Source organism: Luteitalea sp. TBR-22 (assembly GCF_016865485.1).
In the GTDB taxonomy this organism is placed as follows: Bacteria; Acidobacteriota; Vicinamibacteria; order Vicinamibacterales; family Vicinamibacteraceae; genus Luteitalea.
Map to the genome: position 1 here is coordinate 3,954,489 of NZ_AP024452.1, position 14,406 is coordinate 3,968,894.

The window sequence follows — 14,406 nt, forward strand, 5'->3', positions numbered from 1 at the left end:
GGCTGGGAGCTGGAACCGCGGCGTTTGCGGTTACGGCTTGCGAAGAAGGCTCAGGGCTACAGGCTCGAGGTTCAGAGAGCATGCTGCCTCTACGCAGAATGCCTTCTGAGCCCTGAGCCGTGAGCCGTGAGCCTATTTCTTCAGTTCGGCGATCAGCGCCGGGACCACCTCGAACAGGTCACCGGCGATGCCGTAGTCGGCCAGTTCGAAGATCGGCGCCTCGGGGTCCTTGTTCACGGCGACGATCGTCCTGGCGCCCTTCATGCCGACCACGTGCTGGATGGCGCCCGAGATGCCGAGCGCCAGATACAGCTTCGGCGCGACGGTCTGCCCGGAGCTGCCGATCTGCCGGTCCATGGGCAGCCAGCCGTTGTCGCAGATGGGGCGCGACGCTGCGACCTCGGCGCCGAGCGCCTCGGCCAGCTCCTGCACCATCGCGAGGTGCTCGGGGCCCTTGATGCCGCGCCCCACCGAGACGATGCGCTCGGCGGCGGTGAGGTCCACCGCCTGCTTGGCTTCCTTGAAGGGGGCCTCGGGCTGCTGGCGCACCCCATCGAGCGCCACCTGGCGCGTCTCGACGGGGGCGCTGCCCTTCTGCAGCGCGTCGGCACGCACGGCGCCCGCCTGCAGGGTCGCGAAATGCGGCGCCGCACCGCTGGCGTCGACGTCGGCGATCAGGCGAGCCTGGAACACGGGGCGCGTGAAGCGATAGCCCTCGCCCTGCGCGGTCACCGCCACGCAGTCGGACACGAGGCCGCGACCGCACCGCGCGGCCAGCTTCGGCATGAAGTCGCGGGCCTGGTACGTGTGCGCCGCCAGCACCAGGGACGGCGACAGCGCGGTGACGATGGCCGACAGCGCCGCCACGTAGCCGTCGGCGGTGTAGTCGGCCAGCCCGGCGTGCTCGGCGATGACCACGCCGGCCACCTGCGCCTCGGCCAGCGACGCGCCGATGGCGGCGATGCCCTGCCCGGCGACGACGATCGTGACGGGCTGCCCGAGCGCCTGGGCCGCGGCAACGGCCTCCCACGTGGCGCGGTGGACCTGCCCACCGTTGTGTTCCGCGATGACGAGAATCATTGGGACACCACCCGCGCGTCCTCGCGCAAGGCGCGCACCAGCTCGCGCGCCGCCTCGGCGGGACTGCCCGCGATCATCCGGGTCTGCTTCTGCTTCTCCGGCGCCCGGAGGTCCACGACGCGCTGCGACGCCTGCGGCGCCGGCGGCGTGACCACACGGATTTCCTTCTTCTTGGCCGCCATGATCCCCTTCAGCGTCGCGTAGCGCAGCTGGTTGATGCCGCTCTGGATCGTGAGCAGGGCCGGCAGCGGCATCTCGAGCCACTGGAACCAGCCGCCCTCGAGCTCGCGCTTCACGCGCAGGCCCGCGCCCTGCACCTGCACCTCCATGACGATCGTCGCGTGCGGCACGCCGAGCCGCTCGGCGAGGATCACGCCCGTCTGGCCGAAGCCCATGTCGTCCGACTGCAGGCCGGTGAGCACGAGGTCGGGCGCCTCGGTGCCAATCGCCGCCGCGAGCGCCTCGGCCACGACCGACGCATCGGCACGCGCGAGCGCATCGTCCTCGACGTGCAGCGCGCGATCGGCGCCGCGCGCGAGCGCCTCGCGCAGCACCTGGGCGACGCGCGACGGCCCGGCCGACACCGCGATCACCTCGCCGCCGTGCGCCTCGCGCAGCCGCAGCGCCGCCTCGAGCGCATAGGCGTCGGGCTCGTTCATCTCGAACTCGGCCTCGGCGTCGCGAATCCAGGTGCGCGCCTCGTCGGGGCGTACCTGCCAGTCACGGGTGACGACCTGCTTGATGCAAACAATGATCTTCATGGCTCAGGGCTCAGCGCCCGGATGGCTCAAGGCCCAGGGCTCAAGGCTCAGAAAGCATTCAGTGAAACGGTTGTGGCCGTGCGGGCGGCCTTCTCGTGCCGCGCGGCTCTGTGGGCTCTCCGAGCCCTGAGCCGTGAGCCCTGAGCCTACCGTCTACGCTTCGTACGCCTTGAACAGCAGGCTGGCGTTCGTGCCGCCGAAGCCGAACGAGTTGGACAGCGCGTAGCGCACCGTGCGGGCGCGCGCGACGTGCGGCACGTAGTCGAGGTCGCAACCCTCGGCCGGATTGTCGAGGTTGATGGTGGGCGGCACCATGCCATGCCGGATCGCCAGGGCGGTGATGCCGGCCTCGAGGCCGCCGGCGGCGCCGAGCAGGTGGCCGGTCATCGACTTGGTCGACGACACGCACAGCTTGTGCGCGTGCTCGCCGAAGGTCGTCCGGATCGCCTGCGACTCGGTCGGATCGTTGACCGGCGTCGAGGTGCCGTGGGCATTGATGTAGTCGACCACCGACGGGTCGACGCCACCCTTGCGGAGCGCCATGCGCATCGCGCGCACCGCGCCCTCGCCGCCCTCGGGCTGGCCGGTCATGTGGTAGGCATCCGAGGTGAGCCCGTAGCCCACGACCTCGGCGTAGATGCTCGCGCCCCGCGCCCTGGCCCGCTCGAGTTCCTCGAGGATGAGGATGCCGGAGCCCTCGCCGATGATGAAACCGTCGCGGTCGCGATCGAAGGGACGGCAGGCGCGCTGCGGCTCGTCGTTGCGCGTCGACAACGCGCGCATCGAGCTGAAGCCGCCGACGCTCATCGGGGTGACCGCCGCCTCGGCGCCGCCGGTGATCATCACGTCGGCGTCGCCGCGCTTGATGATCTCGTACGAGTCGCCGATGGCGTGGGCCGAGGCCGAGCAGGCCGTGCAGGACGCCTGGTTCGGGCCGCGGGCGCCGAAGCGGATCGACACCTGGCCGGAGGCCAGGTTGATGATGGCCGACGGGATGAAGAACGGCGAGATCTTGCGCGGGCCGCCGGCGAGGTAGGCCTCGTGCTCGTTCTCGATGGTGCGGAACCCGCCGATGCCCGACGCGATGTACACGCCGATGTCGAACGAGTTCTCCGGCGTGATCACCAGTTGCGCGTCGTCGACGGCGAACTGGCTGGCCGCCAGGGCGTACTGGATGAAGGGGTCGATCTTCTTGACCTCCTTCTTCTCGACGAAGGCCAGCGGGTCGAAGTCCTTGACCTCGCCCGCAATCCGCGCCGAGAACGCCGACGCGTCGAAATGGGTGATGGGCCCGATCCCGCTGCGGCCCGCACACAGGGCCTCCCAATTGGCCTGCGTGCCAATCCCCAGCGACGACACCAGCCCGACCCCCGTGACGACGACTCGCCTCGACACTCCCCCTCCGTCCCCCGGGCGCCTTCCCCCCGGTGTGGCAGTTGCTTACTTCTTGGCCTTGCCGTGCTGCTCGATGTAGGCGATCGCCTCGCGCACGCGGGTGATCTTCTCCGCGTCGTCATCCGGGATCTCCACCCCGAACTCCTCCTCGAACGCCATCACCAGCTCGACGACGTCGAGCGAGTCCGCGCCGAGGTCGTCCACGAACGACGCATCCGGCGTGACTTCTTCCTCGTCGACGCCCAGCTGCTCCACGATGATGCTCTTGACCTTCTCTGCCACAGCTGACATCTGCCACTCCTCCTGCTCAGGCATACATGCCGCCGTTGACGGCGAGCACCTGCCCCGTGATGTACCCGGCCGCGTCTGATGCAAGGAAGCACACCGCCGCGGCCACATCCTCCGGCGTGCCCAAACGACCGAGCGGGATCGCCGACGTCCAGTTGGCCTGGGCGTCCGTGCTGATCTCCCGCGTCATGTCCGTGTCGATGAGCCCCGGGGCCACCACGTTGACGGTGATGGACCGCGAGGCGACCTCGCGCGCGAGCGCCTTCGAAAAGCCGATGATGCCGGCCTTGGTCGCCGCGTAATTGGTCTGCCCGGGGTTGCCGCTCTGGCCCACCACCGAGCTGATGCTGATGATCCGTCCCTGACGCTGCTTCAGCATCGTCTTCAGCACGCCTTGCGTGCAGAGGAACGTGCCGGTGAGGTTGGTGGCCAGCACGGCGTCCCAGTCCTCGCGCTTCATCCGCAGCAGCAACTGGTCGCGCGTGATGCCGGCGTTGTTCACCAGGACGTCGATCCGCCCGAACCGCTCGAGGGTGGCGTCGATGACCCGTTGCACCGCCTCGGCGTCGGCCACGTCGGCCGCCAGCGCGAGCGCCTGCCCGCCGGCCGCCGTCACCTCCGCGGCGACGGCCTCGGCGGCATCCCCACGCGAGGTGAGGACGACGGCGGCGCCCGCCGACGCGAGCGTCAGGGCCGTCTGTCGGCCGATGCCGCGCGACGCGCCCGTGATGATGGCTACCTTGCCTGAGAGATCGAGCCTCACGATGCTGCGAAGAGCGCCTCCACCGCTGCGAGTTGTTCAGGGGCTCCGAAGCTCACCACCCGAGCCTCGCGGTCGATCTTGCGCACCAGTCCTGCGAGCACCGTCCCCGGGCCCACCTCAACATACGCGCGCACACCAGCCGACACAAGATACCCGATGACGTCCTCCCAGCGCACGGCGCCCGACACCTGCGCCACCAGCGCGTCGATCGCCGCCGCGCCCTCGCGCTTCGGCTGGGCATCGACGTTGGCCACCACCGGCACGCGCGGCGCCTGCACGGCGAGGGCGCGCAACTCCGGCTCGAGCCGCGCCTGGGCCGGGGCCATGAGCGCGCAGTGGAACGGCGCGCTGACGTTGAGCGGAATCACCCGCTTGGCGCCACGTGCCTTCGCCTCGGCGCCGGCGCGCTCCACCGCCGCCCTGGCGCCGGCAATCACCACCTGGCCGGGGGCGTTCAGGTTCGCCGGGCTCACCACCTCGCCCTGCGCGGCGGCCTCGCACGCCGCCGCTGCCGTCGGACCGTCGAGCCCCAGGATGGCCGCCATGGCGCCCTCGCCGACCGGCACGGCCTCCTGCATGTAGCGGCCGCGGTGCGACACGATGCGCAGCGCGTCGCCGAAGGCAAACGTGCCGGCGGCGACATGCGCCGAGTACTCCCCCAGTGAATGCCCCGCCGCCCAGGCCGGCGCGAACCCGCGCGCCTCGAGCACCCGGTAGGCGGCGATGCTGGTGGCCAGGATGGCCGGCTGGGTGTTCTCGGTGAGGGTGAGCTGGTCGTCGGGACCGTCGAAGCACAGGCCGCTCAGCGAGCGGCCGAGCGCCTCGTCGGCCTCGGCAAACGCGGCGCGGGCCTCGGGGAACGTGTCGACAAGGGCCTTGCCCATGCCCACCGCCTGCGAGCCCTGCCCGGGAAAGAGAAACGCAATCATCGGATGTGTCCACGCAGGGCCGCGCCGCGCGCGTCCCCCCGCTCCTGCAGTCCTTCGGTCAGCCGTGCCACGAGTCGCTCACGCACGAAGCGCGCGGTGAGGCCGATCCCGGTGGCGATGGCCTTGGGCGAGGACCGCCCGTGCCCGATCACGCACAGGTGACGCAGGCCGAGCAACGGCGCCCCGCCGTATTCGGAGTAGTCGAGCCGCGCCCGGAAGCGCCGCAACGCGCCGCGCGTGAGCACCGCCCCGACCTGCGCGGTCACCGACCGCGCCATCTCGTCGGCCATGAGGCCGTCGATCGCCTCGACGAGCCCCTCGCTCGTCTTGAGCACCACGTTGCCGGTGAAGCCGTCGCACACGATCACGTCGGCCGCCCCGGTGAACAGCTCCGAAGCGTCGAGGTTACCGATGAAGTGCAGCGACGTCTCGGCGATGCGCGCGTGCGCGCCGCGCACCAGCGACGTGCCCTTGCCGGCCTCTTCCCCGTTGGAGACCAGGCCGACGCGCGGCCTGTCGATGCCGAGCGCGACCTGCGCGTACGCGGCACCGAGCCGCGCGAACACCACCAGGTGCTCCGGCCGACAACTCACGCTCGCGCCCGCGTCCACCAGCACGGCCGCGCCCTCGCGCGTCGGGATGGTGGCCGCGATGGCGGGACGCTCGATGCCGTCGAGGAAGCCGAACGCGGCATGCGCGGCCAGCACGGCGGCCCCGGAATGCCCGGCGGTGAAGAGCGCTGCCGCATCTCCCGCCGCCACCGCCTCGGCCGCCACACGCACCGAGGCCGTCCGCCGACGGCGCACCGCGAGCGCAGACTCCCCCATGCCGACCACGTCGGCGGCATCGAGGATGGAGATGGAGAGGCTGTCGACTTCAGGAAACCGGGCGAGCTCGTCCTCGAGCAACGCGCGGGCCCCGACCAGGGTCAGGTCCAGGCCGTCCTCGCGGGCGGCGAGTACCGCGCCGTGCACCACGGTCCGGGGGGCCTCGTCGCCCCCCATGGCATCGACGGCGATGCGCATCGGCCTACCCGCCTGCGCCAAGGCTTCGGCGGGGCAAGCCGCCGCCATCAGGGCTGCGACGCGGCAATCGGCCTCCGCCAGGCCTCAGGCGCGGCGTGCCACACGCCGACACGCCAGAGGGCGCCAGCGACACGGTCACGCGAACGGCCCGGATCAGGCTTCCTCGTTGACCGGGCGCACCTGCCGGCCGCGATAGTGGCCGCAGTTGGAGCACACCACGTGGGGCGGCTTCAGCTCGCTGCACTGCGGGCACGGACCGAGGGCCACGGCCTTGAGGGCGTCGTGGGTACGGCGCTTGGCCGTGCGGCTCTTCGAATGACGTCGCTTGGGATTGGGCATGACTGGTTACTCGCGCGGCGCTGACCCGTCCGCATCCTTCAGGAGGGATTTCAGCCCCGCCAACCGCGGGTCCTCCCACCGGTTCTCACACGTGCACGTGGCCACGTTGCGGTTCACTCCGCAGTGCGGACACAGCCCCTGACAGTCCTCGCGGCACAGCGGCTTCATGGGCAGCGCCAGGTAGCACTGCTCGCGCGCCACCTGCGCGAGGTCGATCCGCGGTTCGTCGTACGGCACGATCGACGGATCGTCGTCTTCCATCTCGCGGCCGTCGTCGTCGCCGGCCGCCGCGGCAGGCACCAGGCCCGCCCGCTCGACCGCCGCCGGCACGAACCGCAATTCCACGTCGGTCGCCACCGGGAACGGGAACGACTCGGCACACCGCGCGCACGACAGCGACAGGGTCGCCGTGAGCCGCCCGCGCAGGTGGTAGGTCTCTGCGCTGCCCCGCTCCACCTCGCCGTCGAAGTGCACCGGCGCCTCGACCACGAAGTCGTCGGCAGGCACGTCGAGCGCCGCCGGCGGCAGGTCCGCGACCACGGGCACGCGGTCGGCAGGAAGGGTCGTGAGGTCGATCACCATGGCTGGACGGTACAGCGCCAGTCACGGAGACCCGCGCGAACGCACAAGCATAGCAGATGGCAATTCGAAACTTGAAATTCGAAATTCCGAGCGGCTCGGCCTCCGGCCTTCGCCGCGCCAGGCGGAGCCGGCGCGCTTGAATTTCAAATGTCGAATTTCACATTGCCAGTATCAGGGTCGGGGCAGTTCGATCCACGGGCGCGGAATGTAGAGTTCCTCGAACAACCGCACCGCGTACCGATCGGTCATCCCGGCGAGAAAATCCCTTGCTGCGGCATCGAGCCCCTCGCGCTCGATGGTCTCGGCGTCGAGCCACGCCCCGGGACGTTCCCGCACCTTCTCCCACAGCCCGCCGAGGATGCCGGTCGCCTTGGCGAACTCGGCCGTCGCCGTCTCGTTCTCGTAGACCCGCTCGAACATGAACGCCCGCAGGTCGAGCAGCGCCTGCAGGACGGGCTCGCTCATCCGCAAGGACTCGAGCCCGCACGCCAGGCTCTCGGTCACCACGTCGCTGACCATCGACCCGATGCGCGCCGACGAGGTCGGCCCGAGCACCGCGACCGCGCTCCGGGGCAGGTCCGCAGGATCGAGCACGCCGGCCCTCACCGCATCGTCGATGTCGTGGTTGACGTACGCGATGATGTCGGCCACCCGGGCAATCTGCGCCTCGAGCGTCGCCGCACGCTCACTGGCCGGCACGTTGATCGGCAGCCCGTGCTTGCCCTTCGAGTGCGTCGAGATGCCCTGACGCACCTCGAACGTCAGGTTGAGGCCCCGCCCGCCCTGCTCGAGCACCTCGACGATGCGCAGGCTCTGCGTCGCATGGGAGAAGCCCCCAGGTACCAGCTTGTCGAGCACGCGCTCGCCGGCGTGGCCGAAGGGCGTGTGGCCGAGGTCGTGCGCCAGGGTGATCGCCTCGGTGAGCTCCTCGTGCAGCCGCAGCACCTTGGCCAGCGTCCGTGCGATCTGCGACACCTCGAGGGTGTGCGTGAGCCGCGTCCGGTAATGGTCACCGGCCGGCGAGAAGAAGACCTGGGTCTTGTGCTTGAGGCGACGGAAGGCCTTGGAGTGCACGACGCGGTCGCGGTCGCGCTGGAAGGCCGGACGGATCGGATCCTCGGGCTCGGGCCGGGCCCGGCCCTGCGTGGCGTCGCTGAAGGTCGCCTGCGGGGCCAGCATGAGGCGCTCGCGCGCCTCGAGTTGTTCGCGGATCGTCGTCATGCGGAAGCGGGGACCAACGCGTCCAGGAAGCTCGTGCCGTGGGCCAGCGGCCCGACGCCGAAGTTGGCCGCCATCGTCTGTCCCAGATCGGCAAACGTCTGCCGCGTCCCGAGACTGACACCCGGCGCGACGCGGGCCCCGGTGGCCAGCAGCGGCACGTACTCGCGGGAGTGGTCGGTGCTGGGCGTGGTCGGGTCGTTGCCGTGGTCGGCGGTCACCACCAGCAGGTCCGACTCGCGCAGGTGCGGCAACAGGTCGGCGAGGCGCGCGTCGAAGCGCTCGAGGTTGCGGGCGTAGCCGTCGACGTCGTTGCGGTGGCCGTACAGGGCGTCGAAGTCCACCAGGTTGGCCCAGATGAGCCCGCGCGGCACGTCGCGCATCGCCTCGTCGATGCGGTCCATTCCCTCGTCGTCGGAGGCCGTGGGCAGGTGACGCGCGATGCCGCGGCCGGCGAACAGGTCCTTGATCTTGCCCACCGCGACGACAGGATGCCCGGCGGCGGTCATCAGGTCGAGCAGCGTGTCGACGGGCGGCGTCAGCGCGTAGTCGTGCCGGTTCGCGGTCCGCCGGAATGCGCCGGGGCTGCCGACGAACGGCCGCGCGATGACCCGTCCCACGCCCATGCCCCGCCCGACGATGTCGAAGGCGACCTCGCAGTACCGGTACAACTCGGCGACCGGCACGACGTCCTCGTGGGCGGCGATCTGGAACACGCTGTCGGCCGACGTGTAGACGATCGGCGCGCCGGTGCGCATGTGCTCCTCGCCGAGCCTGGCGATGATCTCGGTGCCCGAGGCGACCACGTTGCCCAGCGCCGGGCGACCGATGCCGCGCGTGAACGCGTCCATGACCGCGGGCGGGAAGCCTTGCGGAAACGTCGGGAAGGCGCGATCGAGGACGATGCCGGCCATCTCCCAGTGCCCGGTGACCGAGTCCTTGCCGGCCGACGCCTCCGCCATGCGACCCCAGGCGCCCGCCGGGGCGCCGACCGCCACGCCGAGCGCGGGGACCAGCCTGTCGAGCCCGAGGTGACGCAGGGTGGGCAGGTGCAGCGGCACCTGCCGCGCGATGTTGCCGAGCGTGTCGCTGCCCTGGTCGCCATAGCGCGCCGCATCGGGCAGTTCGCCGATGCCGACGCTGTCGAGCACGATCGCGATGATCCGCTCGAAGCGGACAGCCATGACGTCGGGCCTCAGGCCTCGTGGGACGCCGAGGAGAAGTAGTTGGGCACCGACCGGTTGGACCGGATGGTGGCGATGGCGTGCTTGAACACCATGTGGTCGGCGCCCTCGTGGTCGATCACGAGCGCGAACCGATCGAAGTTCTTGATGCGGCCCTCGAGCACCTGCCCGTCCATCAGCCGGATCTGCACGACCAGCCGTTCGCGACGCGCCGAGTTCAGGAACACGTCCTGGATGTTGGGGGGCGCTGACGGCTTGGACTCGCGGTGGGTGGGCATCAGCGGCTGGCTCCGTGCGACTCGATCAGGGCTCGGGCGGCGGTGAAGGTCTCCTCCCGTTCACCCGCGCCGTCCAACCATATCATCCCCGGTTCCTTCCTGAACCAGATCAGCTGGCGCCGCGCGTAGTGCCGGTTCTCGCGCACGATCAGCGCGCGCGTCTCGGCCTCGTCGCGCACGCCATCGAGCATCTCGAGGATCTGCCGGTACACGAGCCCGCCGAACGGATTGGCCTCGCGCGGGATGCCGGCGGCGAGGTTGTCGCGCACCTCCTGCACCACGCCGCGAGCCCACTGCGCGTCGACGCGACGCGCCACCCGCTCGGCAATCGCCTCCGACGGCAGGCGCAGCCCGAGGGCGCACACGTCGTACTCGGGCAGCGGCGATCGGGTCTCGGCAAAGTGCGCCGAGAGCGGCCGCCCGGTGAGCAGCCACACCTCGAGCGCCCTCACGAGGCGCTTCTCGTCGCGCGGCATGATGCGCGCGGCCGACGCCGGATCGACGCGCCCGAGCACGCGGTGCAGGTGCTCGACGCCGCGGGCCACGGCCCGCGCATGCAGCCGCGCCCGCACCTCGTCGTCGCGTCCGGGCCCGTCGAACAGGCCCGACACGAGGGCGCGGTAATAGAACCCCGTGCCGCCGACCAGGATCGGCAGGCGCCCGCGTGCCGAGATGTCGCGCACGACCGCCGCGGCCTCGCGGGCGAAGCGGGCCGCCGAGTAGACCTCGGTCGGATCGGCCACGTCGATCAGGTGATGGGGAACGCCCCGCTGTTCACCCATCGGCACCTTGTCGGTGCCGATGTCGAAGCGCCGGTAGACGGCGGTGGAGTCGCAGTTGACGATCTCGCCGCCGTACTCGGTGGCCAGGCGGATGCCGAGGGCACTCTTGCCCGTGGCGGTGGGCCCCAGCACCGCCAGCAGCAACGGGCGCCCCGTCGCGGAGCGGCGAACGCTCACAGGTCGGCCGCGGCCTGCGACCGCGCCGCTGCCGACGACGGCCGGGTGGCTCGCCCTGAGCGGAGTCGAAGGAGTTCCCCGGCCCTACCGATGAAGAATGGACACACGCGTCCCTGCCTGGGCTTGCCTGCGCGCCGCCTCCCTCATTGCGAGGGCGGTTGCTCGTTGTAGTAGAAGGTGACCGTGAAGAACGCCGGCGGCGACGGGTACTCCGGCGGCAGCGGCGTCGTCGGGTTGGACCACTGCAGCGAGTTGGCCGCGGCGCGGTCGAAGGCGTCGATGCCCGAGGGCTGCTTGATCGCGATGTCGGTGATGCGGCCGTCCTTGTGGACGTTGAAGGTCACCACGACGTGCCCGCGCATCACCATGGCGGCTTCGGGAATCAACCAGTTGCGCTTGATCTGCGCCACGAAGCGGCGGATCCACGGCCCGAACTCGACGCCCTTGGTGTCGAACTGGATGTAGGGCCCGAAGGGCGAGTTGCCGCCATTGGGGTTGTTGAAGGCCTCGTTCTGGACGTACTTCTCGAGGTTCTTCAGGGCCTGCCCCAGCGAGCCCCCCGGCGGCCGCATGGCGGGGGTGGCCGAGGCCGGACTGTTGCGGGCCTGCGGGTTGGCGACCACCCCGGTGTCGCCGCGGGCGAGCAGGCCGGACTGGCCGTCGCGCACGTTGACGCCGTCGGTGGAGGCGGGATTCTGCGAGGGCGTCGCCTGGTTCTGCGGCGGCGTCGGCTGGGCCGCCCTGGCCTGCTGCGCCGGCATCTCGCGCGGGGACTCGGAGGGCTCGGGGGCCGGCCCCTTGCCGCGCGCGAGATCCTTGGCCGATTGCTTCTCGACGAACTCCAGCGAGTTGCCGCGCGAGAACGGCTGGTCGTTGGTCGCGTTGGGCGCCCGCTGCATCGTCTGCGCCACGCGGTCCTGATCGGCCAGCGACGCCGTGTCCTTCGGCCGCGCCGCCTTCATGTCGATCTTCGGCTGCACGAACACGAAGCGGGGCTGCTGACGTTGCTGCTGCATGGCCAGCGCCTGCTGGCGCTCGATCTCGGCCTGCTGCTGCTCGGCCTGCTGCATCAGCAACTGCTTGACGAACGGGATTTCGGGGGCGAACAGCAGGAGGAGGAACAGCCCGACGTGCAGGAACACCGACAGGAGCACGGCCTCGCGCCGTGACATCGCCGAGTCCATGCTCGGCGGTTCGGGTCGGTGATCCTCGAAATCGATGTACATCCGGTCAGTTCAAGTATAGAGGTTCGAGGCCAGACGCGCCTGACCGGGGGCCGAGAAGTGCCGTGCGCGCCGCCCTCAGGCGGGCCGCTCGGCAACGTAGAGATAGACGACGCCGAACGTCAAAGGGACGGCCTCGCAGCGGGTCAAGCCGGCAGCCTGCAGTTGGGCGACGAACTCGGCCGGCGGCGTGAAGCTCTCGACCGATGCCGGAAGATAGGCGTAGGCCTCGCCGTGCCGCGAGACCAGCCGGCCGAGGCGCGGCAGGACGTTGCGGAAGTACCACAGGTAGCCGGCCCGGATCAGCGGCTGCTGCGGCGTGGAGAACTCCAGGATGGCCAGGCGCCCTCCCGGCTTCAGCACCCGCGCCACCTCCCGAAGGGCCACACCCGCGTCCTGGACGTTGCGGATGCCGAAGGCGATGGTGACCGCATCCATGGAGGCCGACCGCGCCGGCAGCCGCATCGCATCGCCGCGCACCAGCGGGATGACCGCGGCCCGCCCCTCGTCGCGCAGCTTGCGCTTGCCCACCTTGAGCATCTCGGCCGAGAAGTCGACGCCGAGCACGCGGCGGGCCAGCCGCCGCCTGACCATCGTCCGGGCGACGTCGCACGTGCCGGTGCACAGATCGAGCACCTGCTCCCGTCCCGTCAGCTTCAGGCGCCGCACGGCGCGCCAGCGCCAGTAGAGGTCCTGCCCGCCGCTCAGCACGTGGTTCAGCAGGTCGTAGCGGCCGGCGATCTCGTCGAACATGCCGGCGATCTTGGCCGGGGCCTTGCCGGTGTCCGGGGTCACGCCGCCGTAGGTGGTCGACGCGGCCCGTTCGGTGGTGCTGGTCATTCGCGGTCCGCCTGCGGGTCCCACATGGGATAGAGCTGGTGGTCGATGCGCAGCAAGGACAGGACGCGCCCGGCCATGAAGTCGGCAAGGTCGCTGATCGACTGCGGACGCTGGTAGAAGCCCGGCATCGCCGGCATGACGGTGGCGCCGGCTTCGGCGCACAGCACCATGTTCTTCAGCTGGGGCAGGCTGAGCGGCGTCTCGCGCGGCACGATGATCAGCGGGCGGCGTTCCTTGAGCATCACGTCGGCGGCCCGCTCGACCAGCGAGCGCGACAGCCCGTGCGCGATGGCGGCCATCGTCTTCATCGAGCAGGGCACGATCACCATCGCGTCGGCGCCCTTGCTGCCGCTGGCGATGCGCGAGCCGAGGTCCTTGTTGCTGTGGAGCACCCAGCCGCCGCGGCGGACGCCCTCGCCCCAGGTCTCCTCGAGGTAGGCCTGCAGGCGATCGACGCGCGCCGTGGCGCCGAGCTCGTCGACGAGCAGGCGCCGGCCGTACTCGGTGATCACCAGGTCGACGTGCTGCCCGTGCTGCAGCAGCGCCGACAGGGTGCGCATCGCGTAGAGCGCCCCGCTGGCGCCGGTGACGGCAAGCACGATGCGTCGCGTGGTCTCAACCGACATAGATGCTCAATCCCGTGGTGGCGAGGTACAGCAGGCCCACCCAACCGTTCATGTCGAAGGCGCGCTTGACCTGCGACAGGTCCGACGCGCTCACCAGCGACTGCTCGAAGACCAACAGCCCGGCGACCAGCGCCACGCCACCCTGGTACACGGCGCCGAGCCCGGCGACGACACCGAGCAGCGCGAGGCTGGCGACGGTGATCACGTGCAGGGCCCGCGAGATGGCGATCGACTGCGCGACGCCGAAGCGCACCGGAATCGAGCGCAGCCCGTGGGCCCGGTCGAACTCGAGGTCCTGGCAGGCGTACAGCACGTCGAAGCCGCCCACCCAGCTGCCGATCGCCAGCCCGAGCAGCACCGGCTGCCACGACGGGCCGCCGCCCGACGCGATCCACCCGCCGACCGGCGCCACGGCCATCGCCAAACCCAGGAAGAACTGCGTCGCCCAGGTGTAGCGCTTGGCGAGCGAGTACCAGAAGACGATGGCGAGCGCGACCGGGGCGAGCGCGAGGCAGAGCGGGCTGATGCGCGCGCACACCAGCAGGAACACGACGCTGGTCACCACGAGGAACACGACCGCCTCGGTGCGCGACATCGCGCCCCGCGGGATCTCGCGACTGGCCGTCCGCGGGTTCAGCGCGTCGTAGTGCGCGTCCACGAGGCGGTTGAAGGCCATCGCCGCGCTGCGGGCCGCCACCATCGCCGCGACGATCCAGCCCACCCGCGCCCACGTCATGGGCACCAGACGGCTCGCGAGCAGCGCGCCCACGAGGGCGAACGGCAGCGCGAACACCGTGTGGCTGAAGCGCACGAACCCGAGGTAGGTGCGCAGACGGGACAGGGGATCAGGGGTCAAGGCTCAGGGCTCAGGAAGCAGACTCTCGGGTTTCGGCGTTCGGCTTACGGATCTCCCAGC

At 70.8% G+C, this 14,406-nt stretch carries 17 protein-coding genes; all 17 read right to left on the reverse strand.

What is annotated here, in order from left to right; translation table 11 throughout:
- Positions 1 to 132: 132 nt before the first annotated feature.
- A complete protein-coding gene (locus TBR22_RS16605) occupies positions 133 to 1,080 on the reverse strand; it encodes an electron transfer flavoprotein subunit alpha/FixB family protein (RefSeq protein ID WP_239488963.1) in 948 nt (315 codons plus the stop codon).
- Complete coding sequence (locus TBR22_RS16610) at positions 1,077 to 1,841, reverse strand: electron transfer flavoprotein subunit beta/FixA family protein (protein ID WP_239488964.1); 765 nt, start codon at positions 1,839 to 1,841, stop codon at positions 1,077 to 1,079. The genes TBR22_RS16605 and TBR22_RS16610 overlap by 4 nt, the downstream gene beginning before the upstream one ends.
- Positions 1,842 to 1,994: 153 nt before the next feature.
- The gene (gene fabF, locus TBR22_RS16615; RefSeq protein WP_239488965.1) at positions 1,995 to 3,236 is read right to left on the reverse strand and encodes a beta-ketoacyl-ACP synthase II; all 1,242 of its coding nucleotides are present in this window, start codon (positions 3,234 to 3,236) and stop codon (positions 1,995 to 1,997) included.
- A 45-nt stretch (positions 3,237 to 3,281) separates the two neighbouring features.
- Complete coding sequence (locus tag TBR22_RS16620) at positions 3,282 to 3,527, reverse strand: acyl carrier protein (protein ID WP_239488966.1); 246 nt, start codon at positions 3,525 to 3,527, stop codon at positions 3,282 to 3,284.
- Between the two features lie 16 nt (positions 3,528 to 3,543).
- Entirely contained in the window at positions 3,544 to 4,287 is a 744-nt protein-coding gene (gene fabG, locus TBR22_RS16625; RefSeq protein WP_239488967.1) for a 3-oxoacyl-ACP reductase FabG, read from the reverse strand.
- Positions 4,284 to 5,216: an ACP S-malonyltransferase gene (gene fabD, locus TBR22_RS16630; RefSeq protein WP_239488968.1), complete on the reverse strand. Its 933-nt coding sequence runs from the start codon at positions 5,214 to 5,216 to the stop codon at positions 4,284 to 4,286. The genes fabG and fabD overlap by 4 nt, the downstream gene beginning before the upstream one ends.
- The gene (gene plsX, locus TBR22_RS16635) at positions 5,213 to 6,241 is read right to left on the reverse strand and encodes a phosphate acyltransferase PlsX (RefSeq protein WP_239488969.1); all 1,029 of its coding nucleotides are present in this window, start codon (positions 6,239 to 6,241) and stop codon (positions 5,213 to 5,215) included. The genes fabD and plsX overlap by 4 nt, the downstream gene beginning before the upstream one ends.
- 153 nt (positions 6,242 to 6,394) lie before the next feature.
- Positions 6,395 to 6,580 carry a 50S ribosomal protein L32 gene (gene rpmF / locus TBR22_RS16640; protein WP_239488970.1) on the reverse strand — a complete coding sequence of 62 codons (186 nt, stop codon included), beginning with the start codon at positions 6,578 to 6,580 and terminating at the stop codon, positions 6,395 to 6,397.
- 6 nt (positions 6,581 to 6,586) lie between these two features.
- Positions 6,587 to 7,162, reverse strand: coding sequence for a DUF177 domain-containing protein (locus tag TBR22_RS16645; protein WP_239488971.1), 576 nt, complete (start codon positions 7,160 to 7,162; stop codon positions 6,587 to 6,589).
- Between the two features lie 171 nt (positions 7,163 to 7,333).
- On the reverse strand, positions 7,334 to 8,383 hold the full coding sequence (locus TBR22_RS16650; RefSeq protein WP_239488972.1) for a deoxyguanosinetriphosphate triphosphohydrolase: 1,050 nt from the start codon (positions 8,381 to 8,383) through the stop codon (positions 7,334 to 7,336).
- Positions 8,380 to 9,564, reverse strand: a complete 1,185-nt coding sequence (locus TBR22_RS16655; RefSeq protein ID WP_239488973.1) for a phosphopentomutase — start codon at positions 9,562 to 9,564, stop codon at positions 8,380 to 8,382. The genes TBR22_RS16650 and TBR22_RS16655 overlap by 4 nt, the downstream gene beginning before the upstream one ends.
- Before the next feature lie 11 nt (positions 9,565 to 9,575).
- Positions 9,576 to 9,842 carry an RNA chaperone Hfq gene (hfq, locus tag TBR22_RS16660; RefSeq protein WP_239488974.1) on the reverse strand — a complete coding sequence of 89 codons (267 nt, stop codon included), beginning with the start codon at positions 9,840 to 9,842 and terminating at the stop codon, positions 9,576 to 9,578.
- Positions 9,842 to 10,801, reverse strand: a complete 960-nt coding sequence (gene miaA, locus TBR22_RS16665) for a tRNA (adenosine(37)-N6)-dimethylallyltransferase MiaA (protein ID WP_239488975.1) — start codon at positions 10,799 to 10,801, stop codon at positions 9,842 to 9,844. The genes hfq and miaA overlap by 1 nt, the downstream gene beginning before the upstream one ends.
- Positions 10,802 to 10,944: 143 nt before the next feature.
- A complete protein-coding gene (locus TBR22_RS16670) occupies positions 10,945 to 11,973 on the reverse strand; it encodes a TonB family protein (RefSeq protein ID WP_239488976.1) in 1,029 nt (342 codons plus the stop codon).
- A 129-nt stretch (positions 11,974 to 12,102) separates the two neighbouring features.
- On the reverse strand, positions 12,103 to 12,864 hold the full coding sequence (gene ubiE, locus TBR22_RS16675) for a bifunctional demethylmenaquinone methyltransferase/2-methoxy-6-polyprenyl-1,4-benzoquinol methylase UbiE (protein ID WP_239488977.1): 762 nt from the start codon (positions 12,862 to 12,864) through the stop codon (positions 12,103 to 12,105).
- The gene (locus TBR22_RS16680) at positions 12,861 to 13,490 is read right to left on the reverse strand and encodes a UbiX family flavin prenyltransferase (RefSeq protein WP_239488978.1); all 630 of its coding nucleotides are present in this window, start codon (positions 13,488 to 13,490) and stop codon (positions 12,861 to 12,863) included. The genes ubiE and TBR22_RS16680 overlap by 4 nt, the downstream gene beginning before the upstream one ends.
- Positions 13,480 to 14,346, reverse strand: coding sequence for a UbiA-like polyprenyltransferase (locus tag TBR22_RS16685; RefSeq protein ID WP_239488979.1), 867 nt, complete (start codon positions 14,344 to 14,346; stop codon positions 13,480 to 13,482). The genes TBR22_RS16680 and TBR22_RS16685 overlap by 11 nt, the downstream gene beginning before the upstream one ends.
- Between the last annotated feature and the right edge of the window lie 60 nt (positions 14,347 to 14,406).

Coding starts and splice junctions, on each gene's coding strand:
- TBR22_RS16605 (WP_239488963.1), bottom strand. CDS start 1,080: ATGATTCTCGTCATCGCGGAACACAACGGTGGGCAGGTCCACCGCGCC.
- TBR22_RS16610 (WP_239488964.1), bottom strand. CDS start 1,841: ATGAAGATCATTGTTTGCATCAAGCAGGTCGTCACCCGTGACTGGCAG.
- TBR22_RS16620 (WP_239488966.1), bottom strand. CDS start 3,527: ATGTCAGCTGTGGCAGAGAAGGTCAAGAGCATCATCGTGGAGCAGCTG.
- fabD (WP_239488968.1), bottom strand. CDS start 5,216: ATGATTGCGTTTCTCTTTCCCGGGCAGGGCTCGCAGGCGGTGGGCATG.
- plsX (WP_239488969.1), bottom strand. CDS start 6,241: ATGCGCATCGCCGTCGATGCCATGGGGGGCGACGAGGCCCCCCGGACC.
- rpmF (WP_239488970.1), bottom strand. CDS start 6,580: ATGCCCAATCCCAAGCGACGTCATTCGAAGAGCCGCACGGCCAAGCGC.
- TBR22_RS16645 (WP_239488971.1), bottom strand. CDS start 7,162: ATGGTGATCGACCTCACGACCCTTCCTGCCGACCGCGTGCCCGTGGTC.
- TBR22_RS16650 (WP_239488972.1), bottom strand. CDS start 8,383: ATGACGACGATCCGCGAACAACTCGAGGCGCGCGAGCGCCTCATGCTG.
- TBR22_RS16655 (WP_239488973.1), bottom strand. CDS start 9,564: ATGGCTGTCCGCTTCGAGCGGATCATCGCGATCGTGCTCGACAGCGTC.
- hfq (WP_239488974.1), bottom strand. CDS start 9,842: ATGCCCACCCACCGCGAGTCCAAGCCGTCAGCGCCCCCCAACATCCAG.
- TBR22_RS16670 (WP_239488976.1), bottom strand. CDS start 11,973: ATGTCACGGCGCGAGGCCGTGCTCCTGTCGGTGTTCCTGCACGTCGGG.
- ubiE (WP_239488977.1), bottom strand. CDS start 12,864: ATGACCAGCACCACCGAACGGGCCGCGTCGACCACCTACGGCGGCGTG.
- TBR22_RS16680 (WP_239488978.1), bottom strand. CDS start 13,490: ATGTCGGTTGAGACCACGCGACGCATCGTGCTTGCCGTCACCGGCGCC.